This window comes from Mycobacterium shottsii (assembly GCF_010728525.1).
Lineage (GTDB): Bacteria > Actinomycetota > Actinomycetes > Mycobacteriales > Mycobacteriaceae > Mycobacterium > Mycobacterium marinum.
This window is the reverse complement of sequence record NZ_AP022572.1, coordinates 3795362-3812833: the sequence shown is the minus strand read 5'-3', so window position 1 is coordinate 3812833 and position 17472 is coordinate 3795362. Positions and strand designations below refer to the sequence as shown.

Below are 17472 nucleotides of genomic sequence, written 5' to 3'. Positions count from 1 at the left end.
TGCTCACCATGTTCAAACTCAACTCAGGAACCAACACCTCAGATCTCGCTGGCCGAGTGGTGGCGATAACCGGTGCCGGCAGCGGCATCGGCCGCGAACTGGCCCTGCTGTGCGCGCAACGCGGAGCCGATCTCGCGCTCTGCGACATCAACGACACCGCGGTGGCCGATACCGCACAAACCGCCCGCGGGTTCGGACATGACGTCATCACCCGCCGGGTGGACGTGTCCGATCCCGAGCAGATGACCGCCTTCGCCGACGCCACCCTCGGCCACTTCGGCGGGGTGGACCTCCTGGTCAACAATGCCGGAGTTGGCCTCATCGGGGGGTTCCTGGACACCAGCCGTAAAGACTGGGACTGGCTGGTATCGATCAACGTGATGGGTGTCGTCCATGGCTGTGAGGCCTTTCTCCCGGCCATGATCGAGTCCGGTCGGGGCGGACACGTCGTCAACCTTTCCTCGGCCGCGGGTCTGCCGTGATGCATCAAGTCAAGATGCCTGCGAAACCTGGTTCATGCATCAGGTAAGGAATGCCCGCGAAATCGGGGTCAGGTGGTGGTCTTGCTTTTGATGCGGATGCCGGCTTTGAGGGCGGGTAGAGCGGCGGGTATGGCGGCGAGGTAGAGCTGTTCGGTCTTGTCTTTGGCGAGTCTGAGCAGGGCGGCTTGCAGGTCGGCGATCTGGTGGGCGATCGCGGCGGGGTTGAGGCTGTTGCGGTAGGTGAGCAGCTCTGTTTGTTGGGCCGCTGAGAGGACTCCGGCGGCCAGCAGCCGGTCCAGGGGGGTCTGGGGCTTGTCGTAGAGCCGGCGGCGGTGACCGTCGCGGCTGCAGCCGTAGCTGATGGGTTTGATGGTGGGGGTCAGGTAGTTGAGCCGGTCGTTGACCAGGTGCCACAGCCGGTTGAGCACGGCGCGTTCTTCGTCGGTGTCGTAGCGGTAGTAGAACCCGTAGCGACGCACGAGGTGGTTGTTTTTGGACTCGATGGTGGCCTGGTCGTTCTTCTTGTAGGGCCGTGAGCGGGTGAAGAAGATCTCCATGTCCGCGGCCCACTTGATGACCGCCTTATTGAGGAATTCGGTGCCGTTGTCGAAGTCCAAACCCGTTACCTTATAGGGATTTTAGTAATTCCGGTTTTGAGGGCGCCCAGGATGTGGGGTGGGCGTTGTTGCGCACCGTGCGGGTGAACACCCAGCCGATGTGCATGTCGGTGAGGTTGACCGTGCGGGCGAACTCACCTTTCAGTGTCGGGCCGCAGTGCGCCACGGTGTCGCCTTCGAAGAACCCCGGAGATTCTTCGGCCTCATCGCCTGCTTTGCAGATGGTGATCGAGGACCGCAGCAGCGGGAGGGTTTCGTCGTCGACACACCCGAGATCTGGTCGCGGGCCTTGGCGCCGCGCAGGTAGCGGTCGATCGTGGCGCTGCTCATCGCCAACAGCTCGGCACGCACCGCCGGGCCGTAACGGTCACGGCCGTCCACCAGTTCGCCGTGGCGTTCTAGGGCGTGTCTGCTTAATGTGAATGGTGTTTTGGCTGATGCTGTTTGGGTGATGCGGACGCATGCGATTTCTGATGATTTGTGGTCGCTGATCGTGGCGGTGTTGCCTGCGGGGCGGCGGCGTGGCCGGCCGTGGAACGATCATCGACGTACTCTGGAGGGCATTATCTGGCGTTACCGTACGGGATCTCCGTGGTGTGACCTGCCCGAGCACTTCGGTCCCTGGCAATCGGTGGCCGAGAGGCATCTACGCTGGTCGGTCGATGGCATCTACGCGCGGATCTTCGCGGCGATCGCCTCTGACCTCGACGCCGAGGACGCCGACCTGGGCGCACTGTTGTCGGTCGATTCGACCAGTGTGCGCGCCCACCAACACGCAGCCGGAGCGCGCCCGGGCGCCGCACAGGGGATCTGTCGAATTACAAGAAATATCTCGATGAGCCCGATGACCACGCCATTGGGCGTTCCCGCGGCGGGCTGACTACCAAGATCCACGCCTTGACCGACCAGCTGTGCAGTCCGGTCACCCTGGCACTGTCGGCCGGTCAAGCCGGTGATAATCCGATGCTTTGGCCATTGCTGGCCGCCCGGTGCAGCAACTCATACGCCCCGTTTCACCTGCTGGCGGACAAGGCGTACTCCCATGACTCGACGCGGGCACAGCTGCGCCGGCTCAAGATCGCCCACACCATCCCCGAGCGCAGCGACCAGATCACCCGCCGCAAAGCCAAAGGCCGCAACAGAGGACGGCCTCCGGGGTTCTCAGGCCGAATCTACAAGCACCGCAACACCGTCGAGCGAAGCTTCAACCGGCTCAAACACTGGCGCGCGGTCGCCACCTGCTACGACAAATACGCCCTGACCTACCTCGGCGGTGTCACCCTGGCCGCCATCATCACCTACCACCGCGTCCGCAATTAGCAGACAGGACCTAGAGCATCCAACTGAAGTGCCATGGAAGCGGCCAGATACCGGCCGCACTGCCCGCCTGAGGCCGCCCACACCTTCTGCAACACCTTGAGCGCATCCTAGAGTACTTCGGATTGCGTTGCCGGCGAGTCCGTTTGGCGACCTGCCGACCCGCTCCCGGCGGCGCGGCCGCCGCCCTCAACCGCCGCCGGGCGTTGTCACGCGACCAGCCGGTGACCGCCACCACCTGATCCAGAATCTGCCCCTTGCCCGCCTTCGGCGCCCCCACATACGCCCTGGCGAACTTCGCGGTGATCTCGGCCCGAGACGACATCGACAGCCCACTTCCCATGCCTGCCAAGGATCGACCGTTTCGCGGGCATTTTTACGTGATGCACCGAGGACGCTTCACGGGCATTTTTCGTGATGCTTGCCGCCGAACAACACCGTCGCCACGTCCGCGATGTTGCCCGCACCCAGCCCACTGGCCGAAGCCGTGTTGTTGTCACCGAACAACACCGTGGCCACCTGAGCGATATTCGCCCCACCAGCACCGGCCTGAGCGCTCACCGTGTTGTCCTGACCACCCAACGCCGTGGCCACCGTGGCGATATTGCCACCCAGCCCCAACGAGTTGGTCGCCGTCACATTGTTGCCATAACCGTAGGAGGTCGCCACAGCGGCGATGTTCTCCACCCCAAACGAACTGGCATTAGACGTGTTGTTATCGCTGAACAACACCGTGGCCACGTTGGCGATATTGCCCGCACCAATCGCACTGGCCGAAGCCGTGTTGTTCTCACCAAACAACACCGTCGACACCGACGCGATATTGCCGCCTCCGGTGCCGGTTTCGGCGCTGACGGTATTGTTCTGGCCGCCCAAGGCGGTGGCGACGGTGGCGATGTTGCCGCCCAGACCCAACCCGTTGGTGGCCGAAACCGTGTTGTTGTCACCGATCGAGGTGGCCACGGTGCCAATGTTTTCCACGCCGATCGAGCTGGCGGAGATCGTGTTGTTGTTGCTGAACAACGCGCTGGAAACGTTGCCGATATTGCCCGCACCGAAGGCGCTCGCCGTGACGTTGTTTTCGTTGCCGAACGCGGTGGCGACGGTGCCGAGGTTGCCGCCCGCGCCAACACCGCTGGCTCCGACTCCATTGTCGTTGCCACCCGCGGTCGCCACGGTGGCGATGTTTTCCAAGCCGACTACGTTGGCATTGATGGTGTTGTTGTTGCCCAACGCGGTGGCCGCAGTCGCGAGGTTGCCCGCACCCAAGACGTTCGCCGTGACCGTGGGGTTGTTGTTGCCGAACGCGGTGGCCAAGACGGCGACGTTCTCGGCGCCGCTGGCTTCGGCCGCAACCGTGGTGTTGCCGCTGCCGCCCGCGGTGGCCACCGTCGCGATGTTGTTCAAGCCGAAGGAAGTGGCTTTGACTCCATTGTTGTCGCCGAACAACGCGCTGGCGACGGTGCCGATGTGACCGGCGCCGGTGGCGTCGGCATAAAGCGTATTGTTGTTCCCGATCAACGAAATGGCGCCGGTACCGAGAGTGCCGCCCACGCCGGTGGCGTTGGCTATGGCCGAGTTGTTGTTGCCGAGTGCCGCTGCCACCAGGATTTCATTGGCGCCCACACCGCCGGCGTTGGCCATCACATTGCTGTTGCCAGAGCCGGCGGCGGTGGCAACTATGGCGTTGTTTTCCACACCGAACGCGTTGGCAGAAACTCCGGAGTTGTCGCTGCCGAACACGGCCGACACCACACCGGTGTTTTCCACACCATTGACGATCGCCGAGACGTCGGTGTTGTTATTGCCGAACGCGGCCGCAACGGTGGCGTTGTTCTCCACCCCGTTGGCGATCGCGGTCACCGAGTTGTTGTTGCCGAACGCCGCGGCCACCGTGCCGATATTGGCGACGCCGATGGAGCTGGCGTTGACCGTGTTGCCGTCGCCGAACGCGAGCGCACCGGTGCCGATGTTGATTCCGCCGGTCGCGCTGGCCGAGCTATTGGCGCCGCCGACCCCGGCAATGTTGAGCACGCCACCGGTGGCGGAGGCGCTGCTACCGCTTCCGAAGGCGAAGGCGATATCGGCCACGCCGGCATCGGCCGAGCTGTTCGCACCCGAGGCGATCGCCACCCCGCCGAACGTCGTGGTCGCATTCGCGGTACCGGTCTTCACCAGTTGCAGACCAAAGATAGAGAGGCTGAAGTCGGCATCCGCGGCGGGCAGGGCCAGCGCCTGCTGCCACGGAGCCAACTGCTGCGCTATCGCCGAGACTCCTGCGTGATAGCCCGCCATCACGGCCACGTCCTGGGCCCACAGCTGTTCGTAGACGGCCTCGGTCGCCGCGATCGCTGGTGCGTTCTGACCGAAGAGGTTGGAGATCACCAGCGCCACCAGCTCGTTGCGGTTGGCTGCCACCATTGCTGGATGCACGATCGCGGCCTGTGCGGCCTCGAACACCGCCGCCGCCGCCGTCGCCCGCCCGGCCGTGCCCGCGGCTTGGGCCGCCGCCGCGCTCAACCAGCTCGCATAGGGTGCGGCTACGGCTGACATCGCTGCCGAAGCCGGCCCCTGCCATGCTCCACTCGCCAGGCCGGCCGTGACCGACGAGAACGAAGACGCCGCGACCTGCAGCTCGTCAGCCAGGCTCCCCCACGCTGCTGCCGCCTCCAGCATCGATGTGGGCCCGGCGCCGGCAAACAGTCGTAGTGAGTTGATCTCTGGCGGCAACACTGAAAAATTCATTGCATCCGTCCGTTCCCGTTCACAGCACCTGCGCTGTCGCCCACCACCACGTACCTACGACCGCTATCGCCTGACCCGCCCGGCCAACCGTGCACACCTAGCCGGAGCCCGCCTCGCGTGCCAACTCACGGCTTCACCCACACCGGCGCCACATCGCCGATGGGCCGCTGAGCGTGACCCCGCATCATTGCGTGCCTCCGCCCGCGACAGGCAGGCCGCTGATCCGGTCGAATCAAGCAACTTGGCAGCAAAAACATATCTGGCAACGGCGGAAAAATATCCCTGTTTGGAAGAAATCCCCGCATGAATTCTGAATGCCGAGAGAACTCCGCATACCGCAGTCCGGATGGCATCGGCCCGGGAAATGCACTTCACCGCCGCCCCGAAACGCGAAAATAACTCGCATTCAGCATCTTTCGATACGGTCAGAGGCCTCCCGAAGCCCTGTTGAGAGTTTGTGCCGGCAATATTTGTCTCAATCGGCCTGGACCATCCCTGTCGAGGTCGTCGAAACCGCGATCCGGCGACTGCCAGCTTGATGGCGTCGCACTTCGAGGGGCACGATAGCCGGATGGTTGCAAAACTCTCAGCAGCAGACTTGCCCGAGTCACAGACGACGACGCCGGCTAGATGACCGAAACCAGCGCATCTCGCGTCGCGGTCTATTTCGACTTCGACAACATCGTGATCTCGCGCTACGAGCAAGTCCACGGCCGAAACACGTTCCACCGGGACAAGTCCAAGGGCCTGGAACAAGAACGATTGCAGCTGGCGACCGTCGATTTGGGTGCGATCATCGACTTCGCCTCCTCGTTCGGCACCCTGGTCCTCACCCGTGCGTACGCGGACTGGTCCGCCGACGTCAATGCTGGCTATCACGGCCAGTTGGTGGGCCGCGCGGTTGACCTGGTCCAACTGTTCCCAGCCGCCTCCTATGGCAAGAACGGGGCCGACATTCGACTAGGGCGTGTCTGCTTAATGTGAATGGTGTTTTGGCTGATGCTGTTTGGGTGATGCGGACGCATGCGATTTCTGATGATTTGTGGTCGCTGATCGTGGCGGTGTTGCCTGCGGGGCGGCGGCGTGGCCGGCCGTGGAACGATCATCGACGTACTCTGGAGGGCATTATCTGGCGTTACCGTACGGGATCTCCGTGGCGTGACCTGCCCGAGCACTTCGGTCCCTGGCAATCGGTGGCCGAGAGGCATCTACGCTGGTCGGTCGATGGCATCTACGCGCGGATCTTCGCGGCGATCGCCTCTGACCTCGACGCCGAGGACGCCGACCTGGGCGCACTGTTGTCGGTCGATTCGACCAGTGTGCGCGCCCACCAACACGCAGCCGGAGCGCCCCGGGCGCCACACAGGGGGATCTGTCGAATTACAAGAAATATCTCGATGAGCCCGATGACCACGCCATTGGGCGTTCCCGCGGCGGGCTGACTACCAAGATCCACGCCTTGACCGACCAGCTGTGCAGTCCGGTCACCCTGGCACTGTCGGCCGGTCAAGCCGGTGATAATCCGATGCTTTGGCCACTGCTGGCCGCCCGGCGCAGCAACTCATACGCCCCGTATCGCCTGCTGGCGGACAAGGCGTACTCCCATGACTCGACGCGGGCACAGCTGCGCCGGCTCAAGATCGCCCACACCATCCCCGAGCGCAGCGACCAGATCACCCGCCGCAAAGCCAAAGGCCGCAACAGAGGACGGCCTCCGGGGTTCTCAGGCCGAATCTACAAGCACCGCAACACCGTCGAGCGAAGCTTCAACCGGCTCAAACACTGGCGCGCGGTCGCCACCCGCTACGACAAATACGCCCTGACCTACCTCGGCGGTGTCACCCTGGCCGCCATCATCACCTACCACCGCGTCCGCAATTAGCAGACAGGACCTAGCCGTCGATGCGGTCGAGGACATGTTTCGGCTACCCGATCTGACGCACGTGGTGATCGTTGGCGGCGACTCGGATTACATCGCTCTTGCCCAGCGCTGCAAGCGCTTAGGACGCTACGTCGTGGGGATCGGCGTGGCGGGCGCCAGCAGCGGGTCGCTGGCCGCCGCCTGCGACGAGTTCGTCACCTACGACGCCCTTCCCGGGATACCTACCCTGCCCGCACCCGCGGCCAAGAAGCGCAGCCGTCGGTCGAACGCCGCCGATCGCGACGAGCCGACACCACTGGACGCACAAACCGCCGCCACCGGGCTGCTCGAGCGCGCCCTTCGCATCGGGCAGGAGAAGGACGATGCCGAATGGCTGCACAATTCTGCGGTCAAGGCGCAGATGAAGCGAATGGATCCATCGTTCAGCGAAAAATCTCTCGGCTTCAAGTCATTCAGCGATTTCCTGCGCTCCCGCAGCGACCTGGTGGATCTCGACGAAAGCAGCACCACGCGACTGGTTCGACTCCACATCGAGGCCGATTCCTAAAGGGTGCCCAGCGCGTACGCCTCGCGCGGAGTTCCGGGTGCAAAACCGCTCCGCCGCGGGCCATGTTGTGGCCGGACAAGTCGCGGGGCAACAATGCCGGCGAAGAAGGGCCGAGATTGCGAACGAGAGCATTCCCACGCCTCCGTCAAATCGCAGCGCACACCGAGGTGAATAGGATCAATGCGATGATCGCGACACATTCGGTCATCGCCAGGACGACCCGAATAACGCCAGGTAGACGGGGACTCGGCGAGACGTTGACGCCCGCGGATCTGGACCGGCGATCGCCCATGCGGGCCGAACTCCAGCGCACAATCTCAGCGATACAACGCTGCGACCGCATGCTGGAACTAGAACCGAATACCGCCGCGATGCCGGCTGCTGCGTCGGATATTATCGGCCACAATCGATCACTTGCTTCGCATGCAATTGTCGGATCCACAGACCGGCATTCATGCAGATACCAAGGACCGCTCGGATGTGACAGCTAGACGATTTCCGCTCAATGTGGCTGTGTGTCCCACGGTAACGGACGTTGGGCAGCCAAGCGCCTCCGCGATGCCTGCGAACTGGGTCTCACGCAGTTCTCGCTCTACGGTGGCCTACCGCACAACGTGCTTGACGCTATCGATCGCGCCGAGGCCGCAACAGCCCACAACGACCGCATGACGCTGTTCGCCGCGCTCAACTATTGCGGCCGCCAGGAGGTGCTAGATGCCGCAGAGCGCTAGACCGGCGGTGGCGTGGAGGCGTTCCACCGGCTGCTCTACGCGCCCGAGATGCAAGATCCGGACCTCGTCATCCGTACCGGGGGCGACCGGCGCCTGTCCAACGGCTTTCTCTGGCAATCGGCCTACTCCGAACTGTTGTTCCTCGATGAACTGTGGCCGGACTTCACTCGCGAGCACCTGGAGAACGCGCTCATCGAGTTCGGACAGCGCGTCCGCACCCTAGGAACCTCCCACCGCGAGCAGAGCGCCTCAACGCCCGACGCTCAAACGGAGCCCGGCCCGTAGCCGCCTGCCGCCACACCAACGGCCGGCGCAGGCTTCTCACCCGCACGCGGGCAGAAACCGCCCCGACACCGATTGCTACTCCACCGAGGTGCGACTCACCGGGGCATCAATAGAACGTGTTACAGTTCGCCCGGCGGTGACGCGACACCGGCTGGCCGGGGCAGTCCGTCACACGCCGGCAGGCGGTCGGTGAAAAGTGGAGCAGCCGAAGTGAATTGCCCATCATGCAGGCGCGCGTTGATGCGTGCCAACGGCTTCGCCCGCCAATGACCACCTCCAAACGACGATCATTGACGATCATCAGCGGCGCCTACGTCGTCGCAGGCGGGGTGGGCGCCGCCTGGCTGGCGTGGGGGCCGACCACCGGACGGCTATGGCTGGACACGTTGGCGGCCGACGTGCTCGCCACCCTGGTGGTGTTCGCCTTCAGCCGCGCCTACCGCAACTCGAGCTTCTATGACGCGTACAGGAGTGTCGTCCCACCGCTGCTGGCACTGTATTGGTGGGCTCACGCTGGATCGTCGGCTGATCGATTGCGCTGCTGGCTGATCACCATCGTGATCTGGGTGTGGGCGGTGCGCCTGACGGCGAACTGGGTCCGCGGATTTGCGGGGCTACCCCACGAGGATTGGCGCTACCCCCTGCTGCGGCAGCGTGCTGGCCGCTGGGAATTCGTCGGCGATCTGGTGGCGATACACCTCATACCCACCGTGCAAGTATTCGCGGGCATGTTGCCCGCCTATGTCAGCATCACCCGCGCCGGCCCCGGCGTTCGCTGGCTGACAATCGTCGCCTTCGCGGTGGGTCTGGCAGCGGTGGCCTTCGAATTCCTGGCGGACCGTCAACTGCACGCATTCGTCCGCGACCGGCGCCCCGGTGCGGTCATGGACCATGGGTTGTGGAGTTGGTCGAGGCATCCCAACTACTTCGGGGAATTCGGCTTTTGGTTTGCTTTGGCCTTGTTCGGCGTGTCCGCTTCCCCATCGGACGCGTGGTGGTTGTTCGCCGGTGCGGGCGCGATGCTTGCCATGTTCCTGGGCGCCAGCATTCCGATGATGGAAACGCGCAATCTGCAACGGCGCCCGCAGTATCGCGACGTAGTCGATCGAGTGCCGCGCTTTGTGCCCCGACCGCCCCGGCGATCGATGAGATGAACCGCAAGCGCATTGTCGTCGCCGGGCTCGGTGATGTGGGAGTGCTGATCGCCATCCGGCTGTCCCGCCATTATGACGTGGTGGGGATCTCGGCCAAACCCGCCCTGGTGAGCGGCCAGGAGCTCGGCGTGCGGCTCACCCGCCCGCAGGATTGGGCCCGCGACTACTGGATTGCGTTCGACAAGTTCCGGCGTCTGGACCGGGTACACACGATCCAGGCCGAACTGACCGGCGTCGACCTTGCCGCCAGATCCGTATTGGTCCGCTGCGATGATGGCACGACATTCGCCGAAGCCTATGACGCCCTGGTGATCTCGACCGGGGTCAGCAACGGCTTCTGGCGTCGGCCGACATTGCAGTCGCCGGCCGACATCGGCGCCGAGCTGCAGGCCGCACACCACAGGTTGGCCGCCGCCGCATCGGTGATCGTCATCGGCGGCGGCGCGGCGGCGGTGAGCAGCGCCGTCAACATGGCAACCACCTGGCCAGACAAGAGGATTGACCTCTTTTTCCCGGGAGAACGCCCGTTGACGGCCTATCATCCCCGGGCCTGGCAGCGCATCCGCGGCCGGCTGACCGGACTGGGCGTGGGTCTTCATCCCGGCCACCGCGCGGTGACCCCCGACGGGTTCACCGGCGATGAGATCACCAATGCACCGGTGCGGTGGACCACCGGACAACCCGAGGCCCACGCCGATGCCGTGCTGTGGGCGATCGGGAAGGTACGACCCAACACCGGCTGGCTGCCCGCGCAGCTACTCGATGATCATGGTTTCGTCCGCGTGACCCCGCAGTTGCGGGTCCCCGGCCGGCGCGACGTATTCGCGGTCGGCGACGTGGCTGCCAGCGATCCGCTGCGCAGCTCGGCACGAAATCGCGGCGATACCTTGGTGGCGAACAACATTCGCGCCGAGTTCACCGGAAAACCGCTGCGCTCGTATCGGGCGCCGCGGCGGCGCTGGGGTTCGCTATTGGGCATCCAGCCCGACGGGCTGGAAGTCTCTCTGCCCAGCGGCCATTCGCTGCGCCTTCCGTCCTGGTCGGTGCACCGGGTGGTGATGCCGGTTGTGGTCCGTTGGGGCATGTACCGGGTAGTGCGCAAGAACCGCCCGTTGACCTGATCCCCCTGCTATGCCAGTTCCGTGTGCATCAACATCACGTTGTATGCCGACCACAACGACAGGTTGAAGTACACATCCTTGCCGGTGGACCACGGGTGCATCATCGGTGCGTAGATGCCGCCGGGCATCTGCCACGACGAGACTAGCATCTGCTCCGGGCTCCAGGGGCCTTGCGGAGTCGGGGCGGTGCGAGCCACCACGTCGTTGCCACCGTTGGTGTACATCACCAGGTACTGCTTGAGGTAGGTGTTGTATTGAGCCGACATTTCACCCACCGGGCCCGGGATGACCGGTGTGGCCGCACCCGGCTTTCCCGCCACCCACGAATTCGAATCACCTTTCCAATATTGGTATTTGGTGAGATCGGGCACGAAACGCTGCGGGACGCGCGCCAGGTAGGCCGAACCGCCACGCCCCGGTGGGGTGCCAAACGAGTAGAGGTAGCCATCGTTGGCCTTGACGAATGCCCCCATCTGGAAGTTCTCATTGCCCGGGACGAACCGCACTCGTCCGCTATCGGGCCCGGACGCGCGGATGGTCCCCGGGAAAACTCCCCAGTTCTGGCCATTGTCTTTGGAAACCGCGATGCCCGAGTAGTTCGTCGTCCACTCACCGTCGCGGCCCCAGTCCCGGATGGACATGAAGCTGACATATTGGGTCTTGCCCACGGCGATGCCTGACGTCGGAATGATCCCCGTCTCGTCTGGCGCCCACTTGATGCTGCTGATGATCTGCTTGGAAAAGCCCGGCTGGCTGATCGGCGAACCGGAGTACCGGTTGACTGGATCGCCGGGAGTCACGTGCAGTCCGTCGGCCAGGTTACGGTCCTGACTGCGGAACAGCGTGTTGTATCGCCATTGATGCTCGCGGACAGCGCAATAGCCAAACGTGTCACCGAAGGCCATCAGCACCTGATGGTTGGCGGGATCGCCGTTATCCCACAGGATGCCCAGATCGGTGCCAGAGATGCCGAATCGCTCGAGGGTCTTGTTGGGGCTGTCCGGTCCGGTCACCCATTCCGCCAGCGACGTCGTCGCACCGCCAAGTGCCCCACCGGCATCCGACCCATCAGGAGGTGGCGGCGGGGCCGGGGCCGGGATGGGCGCCGCATCGGGAGCGATCTGGGTGGCATTGGGAGCCTGGTTGGCCGGGTTGGGCGGCGCCGGCGCCGGTACCGCAGCCTGCTGTTGCACCGGTGCGGAGCGCCGAGCACCCGGATTGAGCAGTCGTGACAAGGGGCCCAGCTTGGGCAGGGGCGCACGCTCGTTGGCGCCCCGCGGCCGCAGCCCCCGCGTCATTGGGCCGAGGGTCTTCGATGACGGCGCGGTCACCACCGCGTTCGCCGGTGGCGGCGCATTCGCTGCATCGCCGCTGCAGGGCACGGCGGAAGCCATGGGCGCGAGACCCACCCCACCGATGAACCCGAATGCGGCCGCCGACGCCACCGATAACGACACGAGTCGATGAATCGTCGACATGTAACACCTTCCAGCGCCCGAACATCACGTTGACGTCCGCAGTAGGCTGAAGTGACGATAGTGATCTATGGGGCTTTTGTGATCATCGATCCCCCGATAGGTACCCGTCTGTAACCGTGTCGCAACGCATTTGCTCCACTCCCCGACACCGGCCCTGGTCGGATGCGATCACGACCGGCCCGGCCCATCTGGTCGCGGTGGCGCCGCCGTCGCGGCTACTTCCCGAAGCCGGCGTCGCGCAATGCCTGGGCCATGGAGCTTCCGGATGAGCTGCTATCCCGGCGACCAGCCCCCTTGACATGGTGCGGATTTCGCTGGTCACGCCGGAGTTTGCTGTCAGCGCCGCCACTGGGCTTCGGGGCGCGGTCGGCGCGGTTGGCCCGGTCACGCTGGGGCTCGTCGTTCAGCCGCAGGCTCAGCCCGATGCGCTGGCGCTCCACGTCCACGTCGACGACCTTGACCCGCACCACCTGTCCAGACCGCACGACCTCGTGCGGATCGGACACGAAGCGCTCAGCCATCGCCGAGACATGCACCAAGCCATCCTGGTGCACACCGACGTCCACAAAAGCCCCGAACGCGGCGACGTTGGTCACCACACCCTCGAGAACCATGCCCACCTTGAGATCGGCCACCTTCTCGACACCGGCGGCAAATGTGGCGGTGATGAAGGCCGGTCGCGGATCGCGCCCCGGCTTTTCGAGTTCGGCGAGGATGTCGGTCACGGTCGGGACGCCAAATCGGTCATCGGCGAAATCCGCTGGCCGCAGTGATCGCAACGACCGTTCGTCGCCGATGATCTCGGCCAGCGCAACCCCGGTGCGGTCCAGAATGCGCCGGACGACGGGGTAAGCCTCGGGATGAACCCCCGAAGCATCGAGGGGATCTTCGCCGTCGCGGATCCGAAGAAAGCCGGCGCATTGCTCGAAGGCTTTCGGGCCCAGCCGCGGAACCTCCAGCAGCGCGCGGCGGTTATGGAACGGACCGGTGTTGTCGCGATAGGCCACGATGGCCTCGGCCAAGGATTCGGAGACCCCGGACACCCGCGCCAGCAGCGGCACCGACGCCGTGTTGAGGTCGACGCCCACCGCATTGACCGCGTCCTCGACCACGGCGTCAAGGCTGCGCGCGAGAATCCCCGGCGTCACGTCATGTTGATACTGGCCCACCCCGATCGACTTCGGCTCGATCTTCACCAATTCGGCCAGCGGGTCCTGCAGCCGCCGGGCGATCGACACCGCACCCCGCAGGGTGACATCCAGTTCGGGTAGCTCGTGAGCCGCATAGGCCGACGCCGAATACACCGACGCCCCGGCCTCACTCACCACGGCCTTGGCCGGTGGTGTCGCCCCGGCACCACGGATGTCGCTGATCAGTTCGGTCGCCAGGGCATCCGTCTCGCGCGAGGCGGTGCCGTTGCCGATGGCGATCAGGTCGACCCGGTGCCGGGCGATCAGCGCGGCCAGGGTCGCCTTGGCCGTGTCCCACTGCCGCTGCGGCTGGTGCGGATAAATGGCACAGGTGTCCACCACTTTGCCGGTCCCGTCGACGACGGCCACTTTCACGCCCGTCCGGAAGCCGGGATCAAGGCCGAGGGTCGTTCGTGCGCCAGCCGGGGCGGCGAGCAGCAGGTCCTTGAGGTTCTTCGCGAAGACCGAGACGGCGTCCACCTCGGCGCGCTGTCGCAGTCGGACCCGCGCGTCGATGGTCGCCGACGAGATCAGCCGGATGCGCCACGCGAAACTCACCGTGGCGGCCAGCCACGGGGTCGCCGCGGCCTTTGCGGATAGGTCGATGTCCAGGGTTGCCGCGACCATCGCCTCATACGGGCTGTCCTCGCCACAGTCGAAATTGAGTGAAAGGACCTTTTCCTTTTCGCCGCGTAGCACCGCGAGCACCCGATGTGACGGCATGGTGTGTAGCGGCTCGGAAAACTCGAAGTAATCCCGAAATTTCTGGGCCGCAGCGGTCGTGACGACGTCGGCGGACCAGGGAGCCGTCTGCAGCGAAGCGTCCGACCAAAACTTCTCGCGAATCGCGCCGACCAGCTCGGCGTCCTCGGCGGCCCGCTCGACCAGAATGTGCCGCGCCCCCTCCAGGGCCGCCGCGGCGTCGGCGACGTCGTCGCTGATGAACTCCGCGGCCGCGGACTCCGGGGCCAGCGTCGGGTCCGACAGCAGCCGGTCCGCCAGGGGCTCCAGACCGGCCTCACGAGCGATCTGGGCCTTGGTCCGGCGCTTGGGCTTGTAAGGCAGGTAGATGTCCTCGACCCGCGCCTTGGTGTCGGCGGCCATCAGGGTGGCCCGCAGCTCGTCGGTCAGCTTGCCTTGTTCCTCGATGGAGGCCAGCACCGCGGCGCGGCGCTCGTCAAGCTCCCGCAGGTAGCGCAGGCGCTCCTCGAGGGTGCGCAGTTGCCCATCATCGAGGCTGCCGGTCGCCTCCTTGCGATAGCGGGCGATGAACGGGACGGTTGCGCCGTCATCGAGCAACCTGACGGCGGCGACCACCTGGGCCTCCGCGATGGCCAGTTCCTCAGCGAGACGGGCGTTTACAGACTTGGTTGCGACGCTTGGATTCACGCGGATGGACCCTACCGAAGCCGTGCGACACCGCCCGGCAACCGGGCATGGCGCGCCGCGCACCGACCCTCAACCGCGCCGATTGCGCAGTCCCGACGGCCGCCCCGCAAGCCCGAGCGGCGCGCGCGATGGCATCGTGCTGTACACGGCGGCCCATACCGAGCGCTCCAGAAAGCTGTCGGCAATGAATAGCAGCTCATCGCCGGGTTCGAGCGTGTCATCGGGCTGCGGCACCCGCACCGCATCACCGCGCAGCACGCTGACCAGCGCCGTGTTGCTGGGCAGTTCCAACTCCGATACCCGCTTACCGACCAGCGGATTGTCGCTGGGCAGGGTCAGTTTGGTCAGCGCCGCCAGGCCCTCACGCAGCCCCATCATGCGAACCAGGTGGCCCACATCGATGGCCCCCTCGATCCCGGCGACCATGGCACCCGGGGTCGACACCGCCACGTCGATGCCCCAGGCCTGGCCGAACAACCACTCGTTGCGGAGGTCGTTGATCCGCGCCACTACTCTGGGCACTCCGAATTCGGTCTTGGCCAGCAAACCCACCACCAGATTGGCCTTGTCGTCTCCGGTGGCGGCGATCACCACGTCGCAGGTCTGCGCACCCGCCTCCTGCAAGGTCGACAACTCACACGCATCACCGTGTAGCCAATCCGCCGCGGGAACCGAATTCGGCTCGAAGTCGTCGCGTTCGCGTTCTATCAACAGCACCTTGTGGCCGCCGTCGAGCAGCTCCTGGGCAACCGAACGACCGACTTTTCCCGCACCCGCAATCCCGACCCGCATCCTTACAACCGGCACCTAGCCATCTTGTCGTATCCGGGCCTAGACCTTCACCCGGTACACACCGAGCGGCCTGCGGCTTCGACTAGCTGGTATGTATGTACTGGTAACACACCTGTGTCGCTGCTAGGTCGCCGCCTGCTCGCAACCCCAACCGGGCGTAGCGCGCTCAGCGAGGCATAACCATGCAAAACGACGAAATCCGACGCAGAACCAACACGCCGCCGAGACACATCGGGACGGGAACAATGAGCTTGCAGCAGCTGTACCTGGCCATGCTGATCGGCGGCTTCGTGCTGCTGGCCAGCATCGCCGGTACCCGGCTGGCAACGCGGGTGGGTTTTCCCAGCATGCTGCTGTTCCTGCTGGTCGGCGTCATCGTGGGCGAGGATGGGTTCGGACTGCGGTTCGACGATGTGGAACTCGCCCGAAACATGGGCACGGCCGCGCTGGCACTGATCCTGGTCGAGGGCGGTTTGACCACCCGATTCAGCGATATCCGCAAAGTTCTGGCGCCGGCGGCCACGCTGGCCACCGTCGGGGTGATGGTCAGCATGGTCGTGACCGCGCTCGGGGTGCACCTGGTACTGGGCGTCAGCTGGCAGGCCGCGCTGTTATTGGGGGCCATCGTTTCCTCGACCGACGCCGCGGCGGTGTTCTCGGTCTTGCGAGTCCTGCCCCTGCCCCGGCGAGTGGCCGGACTGCTCGAGGCCGAATCCGGCTTCAACGACGCGCCCGCGGTGATTTTGGTGCTCATGTTCAGTGAGGTGCCCTTCGCGTTCAAGCCAGCAGCCGCCCTCGAAGCCCTGGTCTTCGAATTGGTCGTCGGGGCGGCGATCGGACTGGCAATCGGATATCTCGGCGCGTTCACGTTGCGGCGCATCGCGCTGCCCGCCTCGGGCCTGTACCCGATTGCCACGTTTGGGCTGGGGCTGGTCGCGTTCGCAGCCGCCGGCGAGAGCCATGCCAGCGGATTCATCGCCGCATACCTGGCCGCGGTGGTGTTGGCCAACACCGGACTGCCGCACCGCTCGGCCACCCGGTCGTTCGCCGAAGGAGTCGGCTGGCTGGCGCAGATCGGCCTGTTCGTGCTGCTCGGGCTACTGGTCGAACCGATCGAGGTGATCCACGACCTGATCGCGGCGATCGTCGTCGGTCTGCTGTTGTTGCTGGTCGCCCGACCACTGTCGGTCGTGCTCTCGCTGTCCGGCTTTCGCATCCCGTGGCGCGACCAGGTCTTTTTATCCTGGGCCGGGCTGCGTGGAGCGGTTCCTATCGTGTTGGCCACCTTTCCGATCGTCGCGGGCGTTCCCGACAGCTACCGCCTGCTCAACATCGTGTTCATGCTGGTCGTGGTGTTCACCCTGGTACAGGGCCCGAGCCTGCGCCCGATCGCTCATCTGCTAGGGCTGATATCGCGCGAAGCCACCCGGGAGATCCAGGTCGAAGCGGCGCCGTTGGACGTGCTCGACGCGGAGCTGGTGACGATGACCGTGCAACCGCCGTCGCGGCTGCACAACGTCACCGTGCTCGAACTGCGGCTCCCCGATCCAGCCGTGATCACCCTGATCATCCGGAAAGGGCACACGTTCGTGCCAATGCCCGACACACGGATCCAGCGTGGCGACGAACTGCTCATCGTGACGACCAGCAAGACCCGCGCCGCAGCCGAATCCCGGCTTCGTGCCGTGAGCCGGCGGGGCAAACTCGCGTACTGGTTCGACGAGTACGGCGAGCCGGACTGA

Annotated in this window: 12 protein-coding genes and 5 pseudogenes; 9 read left to right on the top strand and 8 right to left on the bottom strand. The window is 65.1% G+C overall.

Annotated elements, in window-relative coordinates:
• Positions 1–8: 8 nt before the first annotated feature.
• Positions 9–482 (top strand): SDR family NAD(P)-dependent oxidoreductase, encoded by a 474-nt coding sequence (locus G6N41_RS17520; protein WP_231608563.1) that lies wholly within the window; start codon positions 9–11, stop codon positions 480–482.
• Between the two features lie 68 nt (positions 483–550).
• Here G6N41_RS17520 and G6N41_RS17515 read toward each other — a convergent pair whose 3' ends face one another.
• Genes G6N41_RS17515 through G6N41_RS17505 form a run of 3 tightly spaced genes read right to left on the bottom strand, consistent with a single transcriptional unit; the run spans position 551 to position 1480 of the window.
• Positions 551–1099, bottom strand: a complete 549-nt coding sequence (locus G6N41_RS17515; protein WP_231608476.1) for a hypothetical protein — start codon at positions 1097–1099, stop codon at positions 551–553.
• A gap of 10 nt (positions 1100–1109) precedes the next feature.
• Positions 1110–1265 (bottom strand): hypothetical protein, encoded by a 156-nt coding sequence (locus G6N41_RS17510; RefSeq protein WP_198965232.1) that lies wholly within the window; start codon positions 1263–1265, stop codon positions 1110–1112.
• Positions 1241–1480, bottom strand: coding sequence for a hypothetical protein (locus tag G6N41_RS17505; RefSeq protein WP_198913343.1), 240 nt, complete (start codon positions 1478–1480; stop codon positions 1241–1243). The genes G6N41_RS17510 and G6N41_RS17505 overlap by 25 nt, the downstream gene beginning before the upstream one ends.
• A gap of 67 nt (positions 1481–1547) precedes the next feature.
• Between G6N41_RS17505 and G6N41_RS17500 the strand changes: the two are divergent.
• Positions 1548–2419 (top strand): annotated as a pseudogene (locus G6N41_RS17500) (IS5 family transposase).
• A gap of 10 nt (positions 2420–2429) precedes the next feature.
• Here the strand turns inward: G6N41_RS17500 and G6N41_RS17495 are convergent.
• Both G6N41_RS17495 and G6N41_RS17490 read right to left on the bottom strand, forming a co-directional pair.
• Positions 2430–2741 carry a hypothetical protein gene (locus G6N41_RS17495; protein WP_198968064.1) on the bottom strand — a complete coding sequence of 104 codons (312 nt, stop codon included), beginning with the start codon at positions 2739–2741 and terminating at the stop codon, positions 2430–2432.
• Between the two features lie 74 nt (positions 2742–2815).
• Positions 2816–5161: a PPE family protein gene (locus G6N41_RS17490; RefSeq protein ID WP_231608562.1), complete on the bottom strand. Its 2346-nt coding sequence runs from the start codon at positions 5159–5161 to the stop codon at positions 2816–2818.
• A gap of 630 nt (positions 5162–5791) precedes the next feature.
• On the opposite strand from G6N41_RS17490, the pseudogene G6N41_RS17485 reads away from it, so the two are divergent.
• From G6N41_RS17485 to G6N41_RS17460, 6 genes and pseudogenes are all read left to right on the top strand, one after another.
• Positions 5792–6124: pseudogene (locus G6N41_RS17485) on the top strand (NYN domain-containing protein); the annotation flags it as partial.
• A 47-nt stretch (positions 6125–6171) separates the two neighbouring features.
• A pseudogene (locus G6N41_RS17480) lies at positions 6172–7043 on the top strand (IS5 family transposase).
• 10 nt (positions 7044–7053) lie between these two features.
• A pseudogene (locus tag G6N41_RS17475) lies at positions 7054–7590 on the top strand (NYN domain-containing protein); the annotation flags it as partial.
• Positions 7591–8105: 515 nt separating this feature from the next.
• Positions 8106–8606: pseudogene (locus G6N41_RS17470) on the top strand (undecaprenyl diphosphate synthase family protein).
• Positions 8607–8872: 266 nt separating this feature from the next.
• Complete coding sequence (locus G6N41_RS17465; RefSeq protein ID WP_198965248.1) at positions 8873–9760, top strand: DUF1295 domain-containing protein; 888 nt, start codon at positions 8873–8875, stop codon at positions 9758–9760.
• Positions 9757–10881 (top strand): FAD-dependent oxidoreductase, encoded by a 1125-nt coding sequence (locus G6N41_RS17460; protein ID WP_198965247.1) that lies wholly within the window; start codon positions 9757–9759, stop codon positions 10879–10881. Before G6N41_RS17465 ends, G6N41_RS17460 begins: the two co-directional genes overlap by 4 nt.
• Positions 10882–10889: 8 nt before the next feature.
• Here the strand turns inward: G6N41_RS17460 and G6N41_RS17455 are convergent, their stop codons facing one another.
• From G6N41_RS17455 to G6N41_RS17445, 3 genes are all read right to left on the bottom strand, one after another.
• A complete protein-coding gene (locus G6N41_RS17455; RefSeq protein ID WP_198965246.1) occupies positions 10890–12359 on the bottom strand; it encodes a DUF4185 domain-containing protein in 1470 nt (489 codons plus the stop codon).
• A gap of 215 nt (positions 12360–12574) precedes the next feature.
• Positions 12575–14938 carry a Tex family protein gene (locus G6N41_RS17450; RefSeq protein ID WP_198965245.1) on the bottom strand — a complete coding sequence of 788 codons (2364 nt, stop codon included), beginning with the start codon at positions 14936–14938 and terminating at the stop codon, positions 12575–12577.
• Positions 14939–15007: 69 nt separating this feature from the next.
• Entirely contained in the window at positions 15008–15730 is a 723-nt protein-coding gene (locus G6N41_RS17445) for a potassium channel family protein (protein ID WP_020728860.1), read from the bottom strand.
• A gap of 245 nt (positions 15731–15975) precedes the next feature.
• Between G6N41_RS17445 and G6N41_RS17440 the strand changes: the two genes are divergently transcribed.
• Positions 15976–17472, top strand: coding sequence for a potassium/proton antiporter (locus G6N41_RS17440; protein ID WP_036455645.1), 1497 nt, complete (start codon positions 15976–15978; stop codon positions 17470–17472).

Excerpts from the sequence above, each read along its gene's own strand:
- G6N41_RS17440 (WP_036455645.1), top strand. The coding sequence starts at position 15,976 with ATGAGCTTGCAGCAGCTGTACCTGGCCATGCTGATCGGCGGCTTCGTG.
- G6N41_RS17490 (WP_231608562.1), bottom strand. The coding sequence starts at position 5,161 with ATGAATTTTTCAGTGTTGCCGCCAGAGATCAACTCACTACGACTGTTT.
- G6N41_RS17520 (WP_231608563.1), top strand. The coding sequence starts at position 9 with ATGTTCAAACTCAACTCAGGAACCAACACCTCAGATCTCGCTGGCCGA.
- G6N41_RS17455 (WP_198965246.1), bottom strand. The coding sequence starts at position 12,359 with ATGTCGACGATTCATCGACTCGTGTCGTTATCGGTGGCGTCGGCGGCC.
- G6N41_RS17495 (WP_198968064.1), bottom strand. The coding sequence starts at position 2,741 with ATGTCGTCTCGGGCCGAGATCACCGCGAAGTTCGCCAGGGCGTATGTG.
- G6N41_RS17445 (WP_020728860.1), bottom strand. The coding sequence starts at position 15,730 with ATGCGGGTCGGGATTGCGGGTGCGGGAAAAGTCGGTCGTTCGGTTGCC.
- G6N41_RS17465 (WP_198965248.1), top strand. The coding sequence starts at position 8,873 with ATGACCACCTCCAAACGACGATCATTGACGATCATCAGCGGCGCCTAC.
- G6N41_RS17460 (WP_198965247.1), top strand. The coding sequence starts at position 9,757 with ATGAACCGCAAGCGCATTGTCGTCGCCGGGCTCGGTGATGTGGGAGTG.